Source organism: Burkholderia singularis (genome assembly GCF_900176645.1).
In the GTDB taxonomy this organism is placed as follows: Bacteria; Pseudomonadota; Gammaproteobacteria; order Burkholderiales; family Burkholderiaceae; genus Burkholderia; species Burkholderia singularis.
In genome coordinates this window covers 43213-59480 of record NZ_FXAN01000053.1, presented here as the reverse complement: position 1 = coordinate 59480, position 16268 = coordinate 43213, and the positions used below count along the sequence as shown (strand labels likewise).

Sequence of the window (16268 nt, the reverse complement as noted above, 5' to 3'; positions counted from 1 at the left end):
GCCGATGCCGCGGCGGTGCAATTGCGGCGCGTAGGCAAGCGGTATGGCGAACGGGCCGTGCTGTCGGACATCGATTTGTCGATCGAGCACGGCGAGTTTGTCGCGATCGTGGGCCGTAGCGGCTGCGGGAAATCGACGTTGCTGCGTCTTGTCGCGGAACTCGAGGCGCCGAGCGCCGGCACGCTCGTCAAGCGTGGCCGGCGCGGCGCGGAGCACGCGCTGGATACGCGGATCATGTATCAGGACGCGCGCCTGCTGCCCTGGAAAACCGTGCTGCAGAACGTGATGCTCGGCCTAGGCCGGCGCGCGAAGGACGAGGCGCGCGCGGTGCTCGACGAAGTCGGGCTTCTCTCGCGCGCAAACGATTGGCCCGCGCAGTTGTCCGGCGGCCAGCGGCAGCGCGTCGCGCTCGCGCGTGCACTCGTGCACCGGCCGCAACTGCTGCTGCTCGACGAGCCGCTCGGCGCGCTCGACGCGCTCACGCGCATCGAGATGCATGCGCTCATCGAGCGCTTGTGGCGCGAGCATCGCTTCACCGCGCTGCTCGTCACGCACGACGTGCAGGAGGCGGTGGCGCTCGCCGACCGGGTTTTGCTGATCGAGGCGGGCAGGGTCGCGCTCGATCAGCGGGTGCCGCTTGCCCGGCCGCGCGCACGCGCGTCGACCGCCTTCGCCGCGCTTGAGGAGCGCGTGCTGCAGCGCGTGCTGACGGGCGGCGACACCACCGCCGGAGCGCAGACGTCGCCGCCCAATCCGGGCGGCGACGCGGCCGTGCGCAGGGCAGGCACCCTGCGCTGGGCGGTATGACGATGGCGCGGCGCGGCCCATCGGGCGCGAGCGTGCCGATCAGATCAACGAAGCCTGTTCTCCATCAAACGAATCTTTCGGAGCAATACTCGATGAGCATTACCGCAATCAACGTGCGTAATCAATTCCGCGGCAAAGTGAAGGAAATCATTCGGGGGCCGGTTGTATCCGAGGTCGATGTCGATACGCCGTTCGGCATCGTCACGTCGGTCATCACGACGCGCTCGGTCGACGAACTGGAACTGAAGGTGGGCACCGAGGTGGTGGCGCTCGTCAAGTCGACGGAAGTGTCGATCGCGCGCCTCTGAACGGCGCGGAAATCGGGCTTCGACTGCGCGTCGGGCGAGATTTCCCCCATGGCCGCTGTTGGGCCGCCGAAGCATGGTTTTCGCTGTTTTCCAGGCACTTGTGGAGTGTTAGGATGAGGCGAACCTGGCGGAGGCGGCCTATGTTCCCCATCCTGAGTCCCGAGGCGATCGAAGCGCTGAAATGGATCGATCAGTTCGGCTCCGGTCGGCCGCTGCCGGCGGCCTTCCGGCCCGCGCTCGAGGAATTGCTGAACGACGGATTCGTTTATTTGAGCGGCCCCGACAGGGCGGACATCACCGACGACGGCAGCGCTTATTTGTCCGACGCATACGATTGATCGCTGAACGGGCGGCGATCGCTGATGGCTGCGCGCATTGGCGAATGCGCGGATCGTATTGCGCCGGCATCGCATTCGATGGTCGATTACGATGGCTTTCGACTGGGCCGCTGCTCGATGCCGGAGGTATGTGGCTTGGCTCGGGCGCGGCGTAGCGAATGCGGGCAACGCGTCAGGACGTAAAAAAGCCCGCTCAGGTGGCGGGCTTTTTTTTATTCCCATTCGGGAATTTTCGCACTGTTCATCTATTCAGCATTCCGATGCCAAGTGCTTGAATCTTTTGGGGTGGCTGATGGGACTCGAACCCACGACAACAGGAATCACAATCCTGGACTCTACCAACTGAGCTACAGCCACCACTTGCTTGCTGCCTCTTCATCTGACTCGTCGGAAGAACTCATCAGCGAAGAAGCGAGATTATACAAACTCCGTTTAATCTTGCAAAGCCCTTTTTTCAAAAAACTCGTCTTTGCCCGCATTCGCCGCATTCAGGTGCGCGCGCGCTTCATCGAAAATCGACAGATCGCCGCGTGCCAGCCGCTTATTGTCCGATAGCACGCGGCGCCAGCCGCGCGCACCGGCGGCGCCACGATATAACCCCAGCGCGTGCCGGATGATCGCGCCGAGATAAGTGCCGCGCGCAAGTTCGGCCGCGCAGTATTCGATGAGCCGCGCTTGGACTTCATCGCGCGTTGGCGCGGCAGAGCCGGCGCGATAGAAGCGTGCGTCGACGTCCGCGAGCACGTAAGGATTGTGATACGCCTCGCGTCCGAGCATCACGCCATCGACGTGCTGCAAATGTTGCTCGACTTCGTCGAGCGTCGTGATGCCGCCGTTGATGATGATCTCGAGTTGCGGAAAGTCGCGTTTCAAGCGATAGGCGTAGTCGTACTTGAGCGGCGGAATCTCGCGATTTTCCTTCGGCGACAAGCCTTTCAGGATCGCATTGCGTGCATGGACGATAAATACGTCGCAGCCGGCCGACGCGACCGTGCCGACAAAGTCGCGCACGAACCCATAATCTTCGACCGCGTCCACGCCGATCCGGTGCTTGACCGTTACCGGGATCGACACGGCATCGCGCATCGCCTTCACGCATTGCGCGACGAGTTGCGGCTCGTTCATCAAGCACGCGCCGAATGCACCGCGCTGCACCCGCTCGGACGGGCAACCGCAGTTCAAGTTGATTTCGTCGTACCCCCAGCGCTCGCCGAGTTTTGCCGAATGCGCGAGATCGGCCGGTTCGCTGCCGCCCAATTGCAACGCGACCGGCGCTTCCTCGGGGGTGAACGCCAAGTGACGCGCGACGTCGCCGTGAATCAATGCGCCTGTCGTCACCATTTCCGTATAAAGCCACGTATGGCGCGAGATCATCCGATGAAACGAACGGCAATGGCGGTCGGTCCAGTCCATCATCGGCGCAACCGATACGCGGCGAGACGTTGATTTGATTGAAAAATTCTGAGATATCAAGGTTTTACACTATGTTCTAGCCTGCGTGATTCTATGTCGTTTTAGGTGATTTTTGCTGGTTTTCGCGGTCTGGTGCTACGATGTAGCTCCAATTTTTCGCGCGTAGCACTCGAAGGCCATGGGCACTATCACCCCCAGAAAACGCAAGGATGGAAGTATAGGGTACACCGTCCAAATCAGGCGGAAGGAACGCGGCCGCGTGATCTTTACCGAGGCGCGCACATTCGATCGGGAAGCTGCGGCGCGTGCGTGGAACGAGAAGCGCGAACGGGAGCTTTCGCAGCCTGGTGCACTCGAGACGGCTAGGCAGGAAGACCCGCTACTGTCCGAAGTAATCGGTCGCTATACGCGCGAATCGAAACGAACAATCGGGCGCACGAAGGAGCAGGTTCTCCGGACCATTTCGGAATCGTCGATAGGGGAGCGCCGCTGCTCTCAGATTACCAGTGCCGATTACGTGGTGTTCGCGCAAGGACTCAAGGTTAAGCCGCAGACGGCGGGCAACTACATGTCGCACCTGAGTTCGGTTGTTAGAATCGCACGGCCGGCATGGCACTATCCATTAGACGAAAGAGCGCTCGATGACGCTCTGGCTGTCCTCAAACGCCTCGGCGCTACTTCGAAATCGAAGCAGCGCGACCGGCGACCGACCCTGGGTGAACTCGATCGAATCTTGGCCTATTACACGGATATGGAGAAGCGAGCGCGCGCGGAAATCCCGATGCGGGAGATTATCGTTTTTGCGCTATTTTCGACGCGGCGACAGGAAGAGGTCACGACGATTCGGATCGAGGACTACGAGCGCGATCGCGTGCTCGTTCGAGATATGAAGCATCCAGGCCAAAAAATCGGCAACGATACTTGGTGCGATCTGCCGCTTGAGGCCGCACGCATCGTCGAAAAGGTACGGCCCGAATCTGGCCGAATCTTCCCGTACAACCATCGATCGATCAGCGCTAGCTTCACGAAGGCGTGCAAGTTCCTCGCGATCGAAGATCTCTGCTTCCATGACCTTCGTCACGAAGGCACGTCTCGGCTCTTCGAAATGGGGATGAACATTCCGCACGTCGCGGCTGTCACGGGGCATCGTAGCTGGACGTCGCTGAAGCGTTATACGCATCTGCGCCACACTGGCGACAGATGGGCTGGTTGGAAGTGGCTGGATATCCTCGCGCCTCAGCAACAAAGCTGATCGCGCTCCTTAAGCGCTGCGGCGCGCCGCCTGTCGATGTAGGCAGCGAGATCTTCGATATGAACACCTTTTGCGCCTTTTTGCGATATCTCCATTCGGACCAGCGGAAGCGCAATCTCGCCAGCGCCGATCTTGCGAAGCAGCGTCGTGATGGTGAGCGGTGCGAAATAGTCTCGGCATACGATCTCGATCGGAATGACTGCGCGACCGTCGTATTGGGCTAAAAGCAAAAACACCGTCTTCATTTCACTTTCCCTTCCCACTATTGGATGCAGTTTTGATGGCGCGGATAGCTTCCGCACATCGACGCGCTTCCATGTCTTCGCGATTGTTGTTGCCCATATATCGGGCATCACAAACCTTCGCGCATTCCTCGATAATCGCGTCCGTGTCGAGCACGGTTCGATGACTGGTTTGCGCGACGGCATTGCCGGCCGCCTTAAGCGCAAGAATTCTTTCCGCGCATCGATCGACTGCTTCCGCCATGTGATGCTCTCTTCCATCGCCGTGCGTTGAGGCGAGCAGCTCTTGATTCCAGGCTTGTACCAACTCATCACATATATTTACACATTCCTGGATGATTGAATCCCTGATCTGATACTCAGTCACGGTATGGCTCCTTCAAACCACGCCATTCAGCGTCGGGAAATTTTTTGAATTCAGATAAATACCATCGGCCATTATGTCTTGAAAAATACCACCATTGGCCATCTATAAATTTGCGTCGCAATCCACTTGCTGTAAGTGCACGTGTCTCATATTCGCCTTCGTGAACCGGATTAATCGACGCTGGAAACCATTCCGTCAGCATGTCATCGGTGATCTTCATGGCTTGCTCTCCTTGTTGGCCCGAATGAATCGCCGCACGATAGGCTCAAGCGGCCACGCAACGGTGTAATGCTCAGGCGCTTCGATGCGGTCGAATATGCATTGCCACTGGCCGTTTTTTGTCTTGATCTGCAAAATCTGGAAATCTCCGCGTCCGGGACGATGCTCAATTCCAGTCTCTGTCATCCATGACTTGAATGATTCAAGCTTCGTTTTATGCAGCAAACATCGGCTCATGGCTTGCTCCGGTGGGAGGCGTAGAGCGGAACGCTGTGCTCGTCAGGATTGCCGACTGCAACTGAGTACGCGTGAGCGAACGTCTCATTCGTTTTGAAGCGCTCCAGATCGCTCGGGAACATGTGTGCAGCCGGCTCCCCGCAAACCTTCTCCAACACGGCGGCTTCGATGGCGAGAGCGAAGCCAATCTTGTCGTAGATGGCATCCCCGTCTTCATTCCATACGCTGAAGTCGGATGCGATCTCAAGTACTTGCTCGCGCGACAAAATCGGTTTCGCGTGCTTTTCGATCCAGCGGGCCAGCAGCGCGTTGAGTTCTGCCTTCGCTTCCGACGTGACGTCCGGATACCCATCGGCGTACTCGCCGACTTCGTCGTATGCGCGTTCGCCCATCAAGTCGATTACGTCGTCTGCGTCGCACAGGTGCATCGAAGGAATTGGCTCGACTTCACCAACGAAGACGACATCGCCAACCTCTGGTTTATCAAAAAACGTATCGAGCAACTCGGCGAGCGTGTCGTAATTGAAAGTCTCGTCGTCACAGCTCCAAACAGTGCGCTTTGGTTCGGTATTGCTGTTCGTTTCTTTCATGGTGGTCTCTCAATAGTTCAGGTACTCGCGCGCGGCGAGGATGAACTGCGTCGCCGCTTCGGCGTTGATCGCGTTTCCGTATCCCCGGAGTCGGCCTTGTCGGCTGCCTTGGTCTTTGCGTGGGAGAAGCGCGGTGAGGCGTTCTTGATCGGCGCGCACTCGTCCCAAGCGACCGGCAGACCCATCAACCAACGGGAATGAGCCGGGTTCAACTGGCCGCCACTTTTCATCCCGGCAGAGCAGCCAGTCAGCAGCTCGCCAGAAACCGTTAGTCGGGCCGGCCGGTTCGTCGCGACCAACAAAACGAAGTCGTTCAGATTCGATCCGTGCCGCGTCTCGCCCATCGCCCGTTTCACTTGACCGCCGCCCGTCGAATCCGATGCCTGTGGCGTCGGCCAACTCGATAGGCAAGCCATCGCCGCCAAATCCGGACTGCGCGAGCGCATCGCTTCGCGAATCCCGCCCTCCGTCGATCGAACGCCCTTGTCGGCGAGCGCTGCTGTCGGCGTCGGCCACCCCGCGAGAACCGCTGCATGGTTGAGCGTGATATTGGTCGTCGTGAAGTTGTGCGACGGTTTGCGCAGTGCGTCTGTGCTCGTGGTGCTCGGCCAGCCGGCCAGCCACGCCACTCTGCCGAGCAGCGCGTTCAGCGGCACGTTCGCGCATTCCGCGCCGTCTTTGTGATCGCGCGTGGTCGGCGTAGGCCATCCAGTACGCCCGGTCGCGGATGTGCGGAGCACCGACGCCCGCAGACGGAAACGGGATACACCCGAAGGCGTATTCCAACGCTTCCATGTCAGCGTGTACAAGGTCGATCCAAGGCTCGACACCCTTGCTCGCAACCTGTTCTCCAAAGATGACTGAAGGGCGGCACTCGCCGATGAGCCAGTGCCACGCAGGCCACAGGTGCCGCTCGTCATCAAACCCAAGTCCTTTGCCTGCCGCGGAGAAAGGTTGGCACGGACAGGAACCAGTCCAAACAGGTCGATCCTCTGGCCATCCGGCGCGCCGAAGGGCATACGACCAAACGCCGATTCCGGCGAAGAAATGGCACTGGTCGTAGGCTCGCAGGTCATCAGGTCGGACATCCTCAATGCTCCTTTCGTCAACATCACCGGGTGCGATGTGCCCGGCGGCAATCAGGTTGCGCAGCCATTGCGCGGCGTATGGGTCGAGCTCGTTGTAGTACGCGGCCACGGTCGCGCATCCTCTGTTAAATGGTCAGCCTCAATGGCTGTTACTCCGCGTCGATCATTCGCGAAAAGAGGTCGTGTGCGCTGGCTTGGAGTTGCTGGACGGTGGGTTCAAGCTTCGTACATGCGGCGGCCCGTGCGGCGGCCAATGCGGCGTCCCCTGCGGCGTCCCGTGCGGCGTCCCCTGCGGCGTCCCGTGCGGCGGCCCGTGCGGCGTCCCATGCGGCGTCCCATGCGGCGTCCCATGCGGCGGCCCGTGCGGCGTCCCATGCGGCGTCCCATGCGGCGGCCCGTGCGGCGGCCGCGTCTCTCTTGGCAGCATCAAGTTTCGGCTGAGCCGCGCGCAGATCGGCCACGCAAACGATCGGCGGTAACGCTTTCAGCGCGTCAGCGTGATGGGCCAATCCGGGATTCAGCGCCAGCCACGCAGCCGCGTATGTGCGAATGAGCCAGTCCATCGCCATCCAGCCGCGCTTTTGCGACAAGTCGGGGCCTTTGTTCGTGCCCGGAAGACGGGTGATGTACACCTTTAACTGCGCGCGTTCGTCATCCGATCGCATGCCGTCATTCCACGATCTTCCGAACTGCGCGAGGATTGGATCGACGCATTTGGGCGAGTCGCCAAAATCCTCGCCAGCAAAGAGCGAGACGACCTCGAGCAAACAATGCCCGGACTCGGGCGAGCTGTGTGCGCCATGGTTGAGCATGATGTTGTCGAGATCTTCAATGGTCAGCTTCATGTCGGAATCCTGTTTAATGTTCGGCCTCAACGTCGTCCGCACCGCTCGCGCGCGATACGCGTTTGGCACGTTCAGTTTTGAATAATCAGTTTGTCGGTCGAACAGCAGTCCACGAGCGCGTCGTACACGTCGGCGGTTACGTTATGAAGCGCCATGTTGAATGAATCAAGCAGTGAATCTGCTGACGGCGAGCCCGCGGAGCCCGACGCTCTTGGGGCTGGTGCCCTGGTAGCCGTTGTTGCCGGTCTGGAACCAGGCGGAGGCGGAGTCCCACTCAACATCATCGTCCGTCCAGTACGCCCCAGATTTCACGAGATCGCGGTATTCGTTGTAGATGATCAGTGCATCGATACGGTTGAACAGAATGCCCCCGACACTCTTCGCCCATTCGCGCTGCAACTCACGCGGCAGGCGTTCATCGTTCACGGCGATGAGCACGGTATGCTCGACATCTCCACTCTTGTTGATGCGGCCGTAGAGATAGGTCTGACCTTCAGCAAGCGGCGGTAATTGGATTTGTTGCATGACTTCTCCTAAATAAATTCAAAACGGTGGTTTCTCGGAATATGAGCCACGAGACGACTTGATTCGCATGTCAAATCAAGCGCATCTCTGTAAATCGGCAGATCGTTATGGAGCGCCATGTTGAATGACTAAATAGTTAAAAACTCAATCTGCGGAAGGCTCGGACGCGACCCTTGGTGCCCTTGTCCGCGGTGCCCTGGTAACCGACATCGAAGTCCTGGGGCCAGGCGTAGTTGGCCGAGTACTGCGTAGATGACCAATACCAATACGGCCCAAATATCTGCGCGACCGTCGCCCAGGCCAGCGATAATTCACGTTGTGCCGGCAGATAGAAATCGCTGTGACCGTCTTTCATATATTCGGCGCACCATTCGGCCGCTGGATGGCTCTTCGAGTCGGCGACGAGTGCCCGTGTATTTGCGGCACCGTCGAGTTTGCTGTTCGCATCCGCCGTTGTGTGGTCATAGCCGCCGTATTCGAGGTTCTCGGCCTCGTCAATCGACACAATACGATGCGCGAAGCCGCCGCTCTCGGTCGGCATTACCCCGACATAGATGCCACCTTGGCCTTCCCAATAATCGCCCAAGCGCGGTACGCTGCCGAACTCCTTAGTCGGCGCGTTATTCGTCGCACCGAGCACCTTGTCAAGCCACGCGCGCGCAGCCTGTTCTTGCGGCACAACCAGCTTGCCGCCGTGAAACGGAATGGTGATTTCGCTCATCTGATCCTCTTGGATGTGATCGCTCGGTCAATGCCGTCGAAATGATTGAATGATTAAAGTTTGATGCTGCGGAAGGCTCGGACGCGACCCTTGTCGTCTTTGCTCGCGGAGCCCTGGCGACCATCACCGAAGTCCTGGTTCCAGGCGCCGTAGGCCGAGTACTGCGTGCTGGCCCAATACCAGTCATCGTCGAATGCTTCAGCGCCGCCCTCGCGAAACAACTCGACCTCAGTTTGGCCCGGCAGGTGAATCGTGTACGGATAACCTGGCGGCAGGCTGCTTGGGTTATCGCCATTGCGCCAAACATAGTTATCTTCGGAAGTCGGTTTGAGTCCGCGACAAGCAAGCTCAAGTTGATCGCGTGCCGGGATGAACCAGTCATCGAAATCGCCGATGCGTAGTTCGAGTACGCGTTCGGCGATAGCGAAGCCGGCCTCTGCCATGGCTTTCGTGTTGGACAGACCGTCGAAGAAACTGGAAGCGCCCGGAATTTCGGTGCCGTATTTGCCCCATTCGTGTGTCTTGGGCAGTTGTCCATGTGCCTTTGGAGCTACCACTTGTGCATACACATCGCCACTGAAGCTGAGCAAGCCGACATAAAAGCCGCCTTCCCAGGGAGTGCCGATGGCGGTTGGAACGGCACTCGGCTTGAGAATGGAATTCATGGTTTGATCCATTGAATAAATTTAAAAAGCAGCGCGTTATACGGGTTGCGCCTTCAAAGTTCCGCGCGGAAGAGCCAGGAAACCGCGCGGCAACAACAATCGGCGATTCAAAAAAATGGGCGCTTTACGAGCCGCCCATAAAAAGCGTCGCGCTATCCGAGGGCCACTATTGCGCGCGACGCTGAGAGGGGGTTACAAGTGGGCAGCAATTCTTAATTCGTCCCGTGCGGCCTGTAGGCGCTCGACGGAAATAAGATGTCGCTCCGACGCATGAAGAGCCCTGTCTAACGCGTTTTTCCACGTGCGCACGGTATGAACATCACCTTCCCGCACATGGGGGGGATAACGCTGCCGAGTGCAGTTATTTCGCTGCGGATCACTTTCTTGAGTTGTTCTTGTTCGCGACGTTTCTCTTCGCGCACCTCACGGGCCTTTGCGAGACGAGCCTCGCGCCGCTGTGCGCGCTCTTCATCCGTCAATTTCTTGCGTGACATGATCACTCCTATTAAGGAATGCTTATCATATAAATCAATATATGAAAGGTGGGATAGTTCGGAATTATGTGCAGTGACCAATTGTTACGCGCTCAAGCTTCTCGGCGTGATCCCGCTGGATTGCCAAAATTCCGAGAAAGAGCACAACTGCCGCGAAGGCACCGAGCCAGATTTTCAAAAATTCCATCGAATCACTCCAGCGCGATAGGCGGTACAGAGAAACCAGATACAGCCAGCGGCTACACCGTAGACGAAAGCCATGCCGCACGCACGAGCGGCGCGACCGTGGGCGCGACTACAGCGAGCGAGCAGTGCGTTATCGTTCGCGATGCGCATCATGATTGCCCCCGTGTACGCCAGCCGGCCTTTGCGAGCACTGCGTCGACAACTTCACGCATGCCCGTCGTCAGCACCACTTTCGAGACGACTGCATGGAGAACATGCGTGACTTCACCGACCCTGGATGCATTGAGTGCAGCCATTGTGATTTCGTCGACGCGCGCATCGTCTTTAGCGACGAGTCGAAAATCGGCCGGTCGCATTGTTCCGTTGCTCCATGCTGACCAGATTCGAGTGCAGTCGTAGGCTTCCCCCAGCGATTTGGTAATGGCCGTGCGCACCGCTTCGAACTGCGCCGGCGTGTGCTTAATCACATTCATTTTTAGGTTCCTGTTGCCCTCGGATAATTTGGTCTATGCAGATTCGAGGGTAGATTCAGAGGCCGCCGAGCACACTCGCAACGCCTGGCGCGATAAGGTTTAGCGCCAGGCGGCGCAACTCGGGCGACGCTGGATCGTCGCGGCGCAGTTCAATCAGGTCGCGTGCTGTTTGGCTCACGATGTTTCCCGTTGGATTGGTCGTGTAGCGGGAGCGGTTGTTAGGCGGAAGCGCGGGCAATACGCTCCGCCGTGCGATATGCCGCGTAATGCTCAGGTTCGTTCGCGTACCAATATCCAGACGCGCGGCCGGCGCAATACCCGACGCCTTTGTCCAACGCCCAATCGAAATGGTCCGAACCGAGCAGGTTGCGCGCATCGTCTTCACTCATTTCATCGCGCCAGTAGTCTTTCTTTTGCATAGTCGTTTCCCTTCGAATTGGTTCTGTGATTAGGAATCCGAAACTTAAACAACGCTCAACGAACGACACTGAATCAATGCCGTCCGATCAACGCTGTCGAAACCCTCAAGGGCGCGCACTCAGCAATCAGTGAGGCTTGCAGGTAGGTTGATCGGAGCGGTCGATGCCGCAGCCGAATGCGCGCTCTTGAGAACATTGTTTAACGCCCCCGTCCGGCGACTCCTGGCCGGACCAGCTCCGGATCGGGGGCGGTCGCGACGAGTTACCACGCCACTCATCGCTGGGCGCCTTGCGGAAACAGCTCATCTGGCCGTCATTTCTGCGCTTTTACATTCAGCCGCGCAGGCCAAGGGCTGGGTGCCGAGCACCTATTCATCTTCCAGTCGGGTTAAAGAACACCCTCATTCGAGGGGCGCGCCGATGCGCTTGGTATTTCAATCAGCACTCAGTGGGGACGCCTGCTCTTACCAACTCACTGAAGGAGACCAATACGGGCTATTTAGAGTCGCCGCGCCGACTTCAGGCGCCCCCACTCAGGGTTGAAAACTTAGCTTCGTGATACGGTCAGGACGGGAAGTAGAAAATAAATTTTCTTCCCGGCTTCGCAAACGAACCAAGGAGACCAAAATCAAAATGAACATCCGTTGTGCTCGCGTTTTTGGACCTGACAGGGATCGCTTCACTTGCACTGTCGATGGTCGGACATTCAACGTCGTTCTGCGTCCCGCATCCGCTTTCCCCGATGCCTTGAACATTGACAACCCTGATCTCGATAGTCGGGAAACTCATATCTCGTTGATTGATAAACCCCGCAAGGCCGACAAGGTGATCGGCAAGCCATTCGCGAATGGCTAAATCGGGTGAACTTGTCATCCTGCTTTATGCTGGTGACGAATCCCGCAAGGCGACCCTCACTGTACTTGGCCTTGATGAGCCGATTGCCGCACGCGATCGAGACTAGTTCCCAGTTCTGCTGGTCCATTCTTAGCTCCACGTTGCCGCCCCTCGCCGGGGCGGTGGCGCAGCGATCTGGGCTGCGTTGAGAGAAACTTTAGCGAAACGCGAAAAGTTTGTCTATAGCGAAACGCGAAAATTGGCGAAATTTTTGTATTGCTTTTGGCTCGCTTGCGACGATCGAGATGGGTGCAGACGAAAAAAAGCCCGCCTGTGGCGGGCGGATTCTTCCGTTCGGGTCGATATGCTGGCATGCTTGATTGCATCATGGACAGGTATCCGCACCGGAATAGATGTACTAGGCTGTTTCGGGGTGGGGCAGATTTAGATGAAATCGGTGGGTTAAGACTCGGTGGAAATCAACAGTGGTGTCGGCAAATCCGTGCAGAAGAAAGTCGGGGCGAGCAAGAGAGACTAGAAAATGAACAAATACTGGATCGCAGTCGCGATCATTGCGGGGGGCATGCTCACTGCATGCGGCGATAAAGAAGATGATTTGATGAAGCGGGCGCTGCGCGAGAGGGACGTTCGGGCAATTACCTTGTGCCAAGACTATGCTCGGTCCCAAGCCACCCATCCGAGCACGGTTAGCTTTTCTCTCTTGGGGACGCGGGTTGCTGAGCAGCCGGATGGCAGCGTGATCGCGGCCTCAACCTTCACAGCGAAAAACGGGTTGGGCCTTGAGTTGAAGTACGAGGTCGCCTGCCAGGTCAATGGAAGCGGTATTGTTGAATCTGGCGTTCGCGCGGCTCGCGACTAAAAATCCCGGTGGATCACCTGTGCTACAAAGTTTACCTGGAGCGAGCCATAACGCCCTACGACATGATCACAATCTTCGAGTGGCTGAACGCAGAGGGAAGGGCGTCGGGACGGCCGAACTGAGTGGTTGGCGAGGGCGATAGTGGGCGCTGCGATCGCGACGCAAAGCAAAATTGCAATTATCTTTTTCATTTTGTGGTCTCTCAGTTCCGCGATCCCGGCTCGCGGTTCGCCGTTCATAGCGGCATCTCGCGCTTATCACTGCGACTGCGCGGTCGCGCGATTATATCTGGCCCCGCCGATTCTAGCTTCTGATTACAAATTCCTCATATTAATTAAACACTTACCTGTCATAGATAACAGGGTTGAAAGAGAACGGAAATATTGGCTAGACTGTATGTATATACAGATAATTAGTGTCAATAGCGAGGGCCACGGTGTTCGATAAAGTAAATAGTGGTGGATTGCGATGCAAGCCGGGTGACGAAGCGAAGGTGATTTTCTCGCCAAATGACGCGCTAGTGGGGCGTACCGTAGAGGTGGTGCAACTTCACTACGACGGTCGCTGGGAGTGTGTTCTTGATGGGGGCGCCGTAATTGGTGTGGCCGATGATGGGTTGGGCTTGTTGCTTACGCGCGATTGGTTGTTCCCAGATTCTTTCCTTGAGCCCAAGCGCGTCACGAATGAAACGCCGCTAGCCGCCCTTGCCGAATCGTTTGCTTCCTAATGGAAAGTCAGTTTTCGGCGTGGTTGGTTGCGAAAGTAGCCAGCCAATGAATGACTCAACTTGTGCGCGTTGACCTTCATTCAAACGATCCCATCCAGCCGGAGCGGCGGGATTTTGTGCGATTGGTGCGCTTGCGGAATGATCGGTATCGAGCCACCCGAGCGGTTTCTTTGCATTTTCTTCAATTTTCCGGGCTGTTGCCGTGCGCATGCCACGGGCTCGCCCGGTCTTCGAGTCTTTCGCACCATCGCGTAGATTCGTGAACTGCGATTGCGACATACCAATCGAAGCCGCGGCTGCGGCGGGGCCGCCCATTTCGGCTTCGATGATTTTGAGGTTGTCGCGACGGATTTGGTCAATGTCCTTCATGATGGGCATTCAATAGCAAAACGCTAAAGTCGTATATGCGCGAAACGCTATAGACAAACTTTTTGCGTTTCGCTAAAGTCGCGGTATGGACTTGAGAACCTACCTTGATACTGAGCGCGGAAGACTCGTGAAGCTGGCTTCGGCTATCAACGCGCACGCATCCGATATCAGTGCTTGGGCAAATAAGAAGCGACCAGTGCCGGTGCCCTTCGGCTGGCCGATCGAACGGGAAACCGCGGGCGCGGTCACGCGTTCCGATTTATTTCCAGACGATGTCGTCCGAAGGGTTTGGCCCGAACTCGCACAACAAAAGGAGGTTGCCTGACATGGCGGCGTCAATGCACCCCGGCGCCGGGATCGGAACCAGCCTCTGCGTCTATCTGCGACTTGAGCGCGGCGAACTTGCTGCGAGTATCGGCATTGAGGGGAGCGCGGAAGTGCGCACAGAAGCGTCGGAATTCTGCGAGATCGAACGCAATGCGGACGGGAGTACCACCTGCCCGGCGCACTTGGTCTTCGCGTTGCTCGGCACCAGCCCGCCAGTCTTCATACCGGGCGGGCAGCTTGTGACCGTCGTCCATGACGGACTTGATCTCGCTGTACTCGGCGGCGCTGTACCAGCACTGAGCTACACGCCTTCCATCAAGGGTTTTTCCGATGTTTGATTTTTCAGTCATAGGTGTTCCGCTAACTCAACAGAAAGAGGTGGCGTGATGAAGTTGAATTTCGATGCCATTGTGTTTGCGAACGGGTATGTCGTCATAGAGTCATCTACCGCCGCACCCGAATTCTGGATTGAACTCGGGCCAGATGTTGGCTGGGGACGATTCGAGCGCATGGTTGAGTCCGTCAGGGGCCGATGTGAAGTGCCGTTTGTACTGCGTGAAGTGCGGTCGGCGCGTGGTCCAAGGCCAAGTCCAGTAGTTTCATCGTTAGGTGTTTTGTGGCGTCGGCAGGCAGCGATCGAAGCGCATCAACGAATCGAGGCTTATCGGCGGCAGGTAGATCGGATTCCATGATTTTGGTTTCGATCAGCGACTTGATTGTGTCTTCGTGCAGTTTGATGGTGACGACGCCGAGGATCGCGGACAGACCCCCATCTTGCGCAAGGAAGTCCATCCCATCCTTTGTGATCTGAGCCGGTCGATACGAGACCAAATTATCGACGCTGAGTTGGGCGGACTCAGTGATTAGTCCGTGCTCTGCCAAGTAGTAGAGGTTTGCTGCGCGAATTTCATCGGATACATCGCCAACGTGTTCGGCGTTTCCGAAATGCGGGTAGATCTCAGCAAGCTCGGTCAAGACTTCTTTTTGGTATTCGCGGTTAAGTTTCATGAGGATTACCCATATAGGAAGGAGGTTGCATGAGCGCGGATTTCCATCCCGGATCAGCCATGTTTGCTTCGGCTCCCCGAGCCATGCTGGAGCGCGAAGAGTTCTGCAGTGAGCTTGTCCGATCGCTCGTTAATGCGCTGAATATCCGTGGCGGTGATGTTTTTCCCGGTGTGGGCCAGCCTCGCGATTTCAATGGCGCGGACAAGGAATGTATCGGGTGGCGGAACGGAGCCATTGCCCGTGCTGATGGATTTGTCGATGTGTCCGCGCCACTCTATGGCGGCGAACTCGAAAGCCGCCCCGAGTACTCTCGCGTCCATTTCCGTGCGTCGTTGACGGTGACTGTTGTACAGGGCGACGAGTGCGGTGATGGCAGATCCGATGATTCCACCCAAAAGTCCAGTGGCTAACGAATTCAATTTAATCCCCGGAGAGTGATTGAGATGCGGGTTTTCTTGGCGGTAATGGTTGTGATTTTCGGCACGGTAAGCGGCGTCGAGATCGTCAGCCTTGCAAGCGGCCATATGCCTCGGCGGACGCCGCTGACAGCCGCTTGCGACCTGGTACTCAACATCATTTTCCTTGTTTGGGCAGTCGTTCTGTTGAAGGAGATCGCATGAAGCTCCTGTATGCACGTCTGGTTCTTTGGCTGATTCAGCCGGCGCTCGATTTCAGGGCCGAGCGCCGGCAGCGCATCGTGGATCAGGTCAAGCGAGAGTTTCTGAGCGCTCCTATACGACGGAGGGCTTTGCTCAAAAAGATCGCTGATATGCGTATCAGTCGACGCGGAATCCAATGGCTCGCGGGTCTTCCTGGTCCCCTAATTCGAAGATTGCGAGGACGGCATAGTGAGGAACCTGTAGTGCTCGACGCGTCGCATCTTCCTTTCTTAGGACCGTGGCCCGTAGATAAGGATGCCCGGTGGTATCGAGAT

General features: G+C 57.5%; 26 protein-coding genes and 1 tRNA gene. 6 read left to right on the top strand and 21 right to left on the bottom strand.

Going from position 1 to position 16268, the window contains the following annotated elements; genetic code table 11:
• From BSIN_RS11570 to BSIN_RS11560, 3 genes are all read left to right on the top strand, one after another.
• Nucleotides 1-807 (top strand): ATP-binding cassette domain-containing protein (locus BSIN_RS11570; RefSeq protein WP_089340617.1); only part of this gene is annotated, 807 nt, incomplete at its 5' end.
• A 92-nt stretch (nucleotides 808-899) separates the two neighbouring features.
• The gene (locus BSIN_RS11565; RefSeq protein WP_059518648.1) at nucleotides 900-1115 is read left to right on the top strand and encodes a TOBE domain-containing protein; all 216 of its coding nucleotides are present in this window, start codon (nucleotides 900-902) and stop codon (nucleotides 1113-1115) included.
• A 140-nt stretch (nucleotides 1116-1255) separates the two neighbouring features.
• A complete protein-coding gene (locus BSIN_RS11560; RefSeq protein WP_059518400.1) occupies nucleotides 1256-1453 on the top strand; it encodes a hypothetical protein in 198 nt (65 codons plus the stop codon).
• Nucleotides 1454-1734: 281 nt separating this feature from the next.
• Here the strand turns inward: BSIN_RS11560 and BSIN_RS11555 are convergent.
• Both BSIN_RS11555 and dusA read right to left on the bottom strand, forming a co-directional pair.
• Nucleotides 1735-1810: transfer RNA gene (locus tag BSIN_RS11555), tRNA-His, on the bottom strand.
• Between the two features lie 75 nt (nucleotides 1811-1885).
• Complete coding sequence (gene dusA, locus BSIN_RS11550; protein WP_089340616.1) at nucleotides 1886-2869, bottom strand: tRNA dihydrouridine(20/20a) synthase DusA; 984 nt, start codon at nucleotides 2867-2869, stop codon at nucleotides 1886-1888.
• 175 nt (nucleotides 2870-3044) lie between these two features.
• Between dusA and BSIN_RS11545 the strand changes: the two genes are divergently transcribed.
• Nucleotides 3045-4118, top strand: coding sequence for a site-specific integrase (locus tag BSIN_RS11545; protein WP_089340615.1), 1074 nt, complete (start codon nucleotides 3045-3047; stop codon nucleotides 4116-4118).
• Here BSIN_RS11545 and BSIN_RS11540 read toward each other — a convergent pair.
• The 15 genes from BSIN_RS11540 to BSIN_RS25315 form a co-directional block, all read right to left on the bottom strand.
• Complete coding sequence (locus tag BSIN_RS11540) at nucleotides 4103-4363, bottom strand: pyocin activator PrtN family protein (RefSeq protein ID WP_089340614.1); 261 nt, start codon at nucleotides 4361-4363, stop codon at nucleotides 4103-4105. The two genes, BSIN_RS11545 and BSIN_RS11540, sit on opposite strands and share 16 nt — an antisense overlap.
• A gap of 1 nt (nucleotide 4364) precedes the next feature.
• On the bottom strand, nucleotides 4365-4727 hold the full coding sequence (locus BSIN_RS25330; RefSeq protein WP_143757419.1) for a hypothetical protein: 363 nt from the start codon (nucleotides 4725-4727) through the stop codon (nucleotides 4365-4367).
• Nucleotides 4720-4947 (bottom strand): hypothetical protein, encoded by a 228-nt coding sequence (locus BSIN_RS11535; RefSeq protein ID WP_089340613.1) that lies wholly within the window; start codon nucleotides 4945-4947, stop codon nucleotides 4720-4722. The genes BSIN_RS25330 and BSIN_RS11535 overlap by 8 nt, the downstream gene beginning before the upstream one ends.
• Nucleotides 4944-5183: a hypothetical protein gene (locus BSIN_RS11530; RefSeq protein WP_143757418.1), complete on the bottom strand. Its 240-nt coding sequence runs from the start codon at nucleotides 5181-5183 to the stop codon at nucleotides 4944-4946. The genes BSIN_RS11535 and BSIN_RS11530 overlap by 4 nt, the downstream gene beginning before the upstream one ends.
• A complete protein-coding gene (locus tag BSIN_RS26110) occupies nucleotides 5180-5773 on the bottom strand; it encodes a hypothetical protein (protein ID WP_175581865.1) in 594 nt (197 codons plus the stop codon). Before BSIN_RS26110 ends, BSIN_RS11530 begins: the two co-directional genes overlap by 4 nt.
• 9 nt (nucleotides 5774-5782) lie before the next feature.
• Complete coding sequence (locus BSIN_RS11520) at nucleotides 5783-6970, bottom strand: DNA cytosine methyltransferase (protein WP_089340611.1); 1188 nt, start codon at nucleotides 6968-6970, stop codon at nucleotides 5783-5785.
• A 40-nt stretch (nucleotides 6971-7010) separates the two neighbouring features.
• Nucleotides 7011-7748, bottom strand: a complete 738-nt coding sequence (locus BSIN_RS11515) for a hypothetical protein (protein ID WP_256583758.1) — start codon at nucleotides 7746-7748, stop codon at nucleotides 7011-7013.
• A 123-nt stretch (nucleotides 7749-7871) separates the two neighbouring features.
• Nucleotides 7872-8231, bottom strand: a complete 360-nt coding sequence (locus BSIN_RS11510) for a hypothetical protein (RefSeq protein WP_089340609.1) — start codon at nucleotides 8229-8231, stop codon at nucleotides 7872-7874.
• Between the two features lie 136 nt (nucleotides 8232-8367).
• Nucleotides 8368-8952 (bottom strand): Lcl C-terminal domain-containing protein, encoded by a 585-nt coding sequence (locus BSIN_RS11505; RefSeq protein ID WP_089340608.1) that lies wholly within the window; start codon nucleotides 8950-8952, stop codon nucleotides 8368-8370.
• Nucleotides 8953-9005: 53 nt separating this feature from the next.
• Nucleotides 9006-9617, bottom strand: a complete 612-nt coding sequence (locus BSIN_RS11500; protein ID WP_089340621.1) for an Lcl C-terminal domain-containing protein — start codon at nucleotides 9615-9617, stop codon at nucleotides 9006-9008.
• A gap of 284 nt (nucleotides 9618-9901) precedes the next feature.
• Entirely contained in the window at nucleotides 9902-10111 is a 210-nt protein-coding gene (locus BSIN_RS25325; protein WP_143757417.1) for a hypothetical protein, read from the bottom strand.
• A 335-nt stretch (nucleotides 10112-10446) separates the two neighbouring features.
• Nucleotides 10447-10770 (bottom strand): hypothetical protein, encoded by a 324-nt coding sequence (locus BSIN_RS11495; RefSeq protein ID WP_089340607.1) that lies wholly within the window; start codon nucleotides 10768-10770, stop codon nucleotides 10447-10449.
• 55 nt (nucleotides 10771-10825) lie between these two features.
• Entirely contained in the window at nucleotides 10826-10948 is a 123-nt protein-coding gene (locus BSIN_RS26485; protein WP_256583757.1) for a hypothetical protein, read from the bottom strand.
• Between the two features lie 40 nt (nucleotides 10949-10988).
• Nucleotides 10989-11189: a hypothetical protein gene (locus BSIN_RS11490; RefSeq protein WP_089340606.1), complete on the bottom strand. Its 201-nt coding sequence runs from the start codon at nucleotides 11187-11189 to the stop codon at nucleotides 10989-10991.
• A gap of 564 nt (nucleotides 11190-11753) precedes the next feature.
• Entirely contained in the window at nucleotides 11754-12062 is a 309-nt protein-coding gene (locus BSIN_RS25315) for a hypothetical protein (protein WP_143757415.1), read from the bottom strand.
• Nucleotides 12063-12564: 502 nt separating this feature from the next.
• Here BSIN_RS25315 and BSIN_RS11485 point away from each other — a divergent pair.
• Nucleotides 12565-12903, top strand: a complete 339-nt coding sequence (locus tag BSIN_RS11485) for a hypothetical protein (protein WP_089340605.1) — start codon at nucleotides 12565-12567, stop codon at nucleotides 12901-12903.
• Between the two features lie 694 nt (nucleotides 12904-13597).
• Here BSIN_RS11485 and BSIN_RS11475 read toward each other — a convergent pair.
• On the bottom strand, nucleotides 13598-13999 hold the full coding sequence (locus tag BSIN_RS11475) for a hypothetical protein (RefSeq protein WP_089340603.1): 402 nt from the start codon (nucleotides 13997-13999) through the stop codon (nucleotides 13598-13600).
• A gap of 127 nt (nucleotides 14000-14126) precedes the next feature.
• Between BSIN_RS11475 and BSIN_RS11470 the strand changes: the two genes are divergently transcribed.
• Nucleotides 14127-14324, top strand: coding sequence for a transcriptional regulator (locus BSIN_RS11470; RefSeq protein ID WP_256583756.1), 198 nt, complete (start codon nucleotides 14127-14129; stop codon nucleotides 14322-14324).
• Nucleotides 14325-14334: 10 nt separating this feature from the next.
• Here the strand turns inward: BSIN_RS11470 and BSIN_RS11465 are convergent, their stop codons facing one another.
• From BSIN_RS11465 to BSIN_RS11455, 3 genes are all read right to left on the bottom strand, one after another.
• Nucleotides 14335-14676: a hypothetical protein gene (locus BSIN_RS11465; protein ID WP_089340601.1), complete on the bottom strand. Its 342-nt coding sequence runs from the start codon at nucleotides 14674-14676 to the stop codon at nucleotides 14335-14337.
• A 172-nt stretch (nucleotides 14677-14848) separates the two neighbouring features.
• Complete coding sequence (locus BSIN_RS11460; RefSeq protein ID WP_089340600.1) at nucleotides 14849-15334, bottom strand: hypothetical protein; 486 nt, start codon at nucleotides 15332-15334, stop codon at nucleotides 14849-14851.
• Nucleotides 15335-15387: 53 nt separating this feature from the next.
• Nucleotides 15388-15858 carry a hypothetical protein gene (locus BSIN_RS11455; RefSeq protein ID WP_143757414.1) on the bottom strand — a complete coding sequence of 157 codons (471 nt, stop codon included), beginning with the start codon at nucleotides 15856-15858 and terminating at the stop codon, nucleotides 15388-15390.
• Nucleotides 15859-16268: the final 410 nt, after the last annotated feature.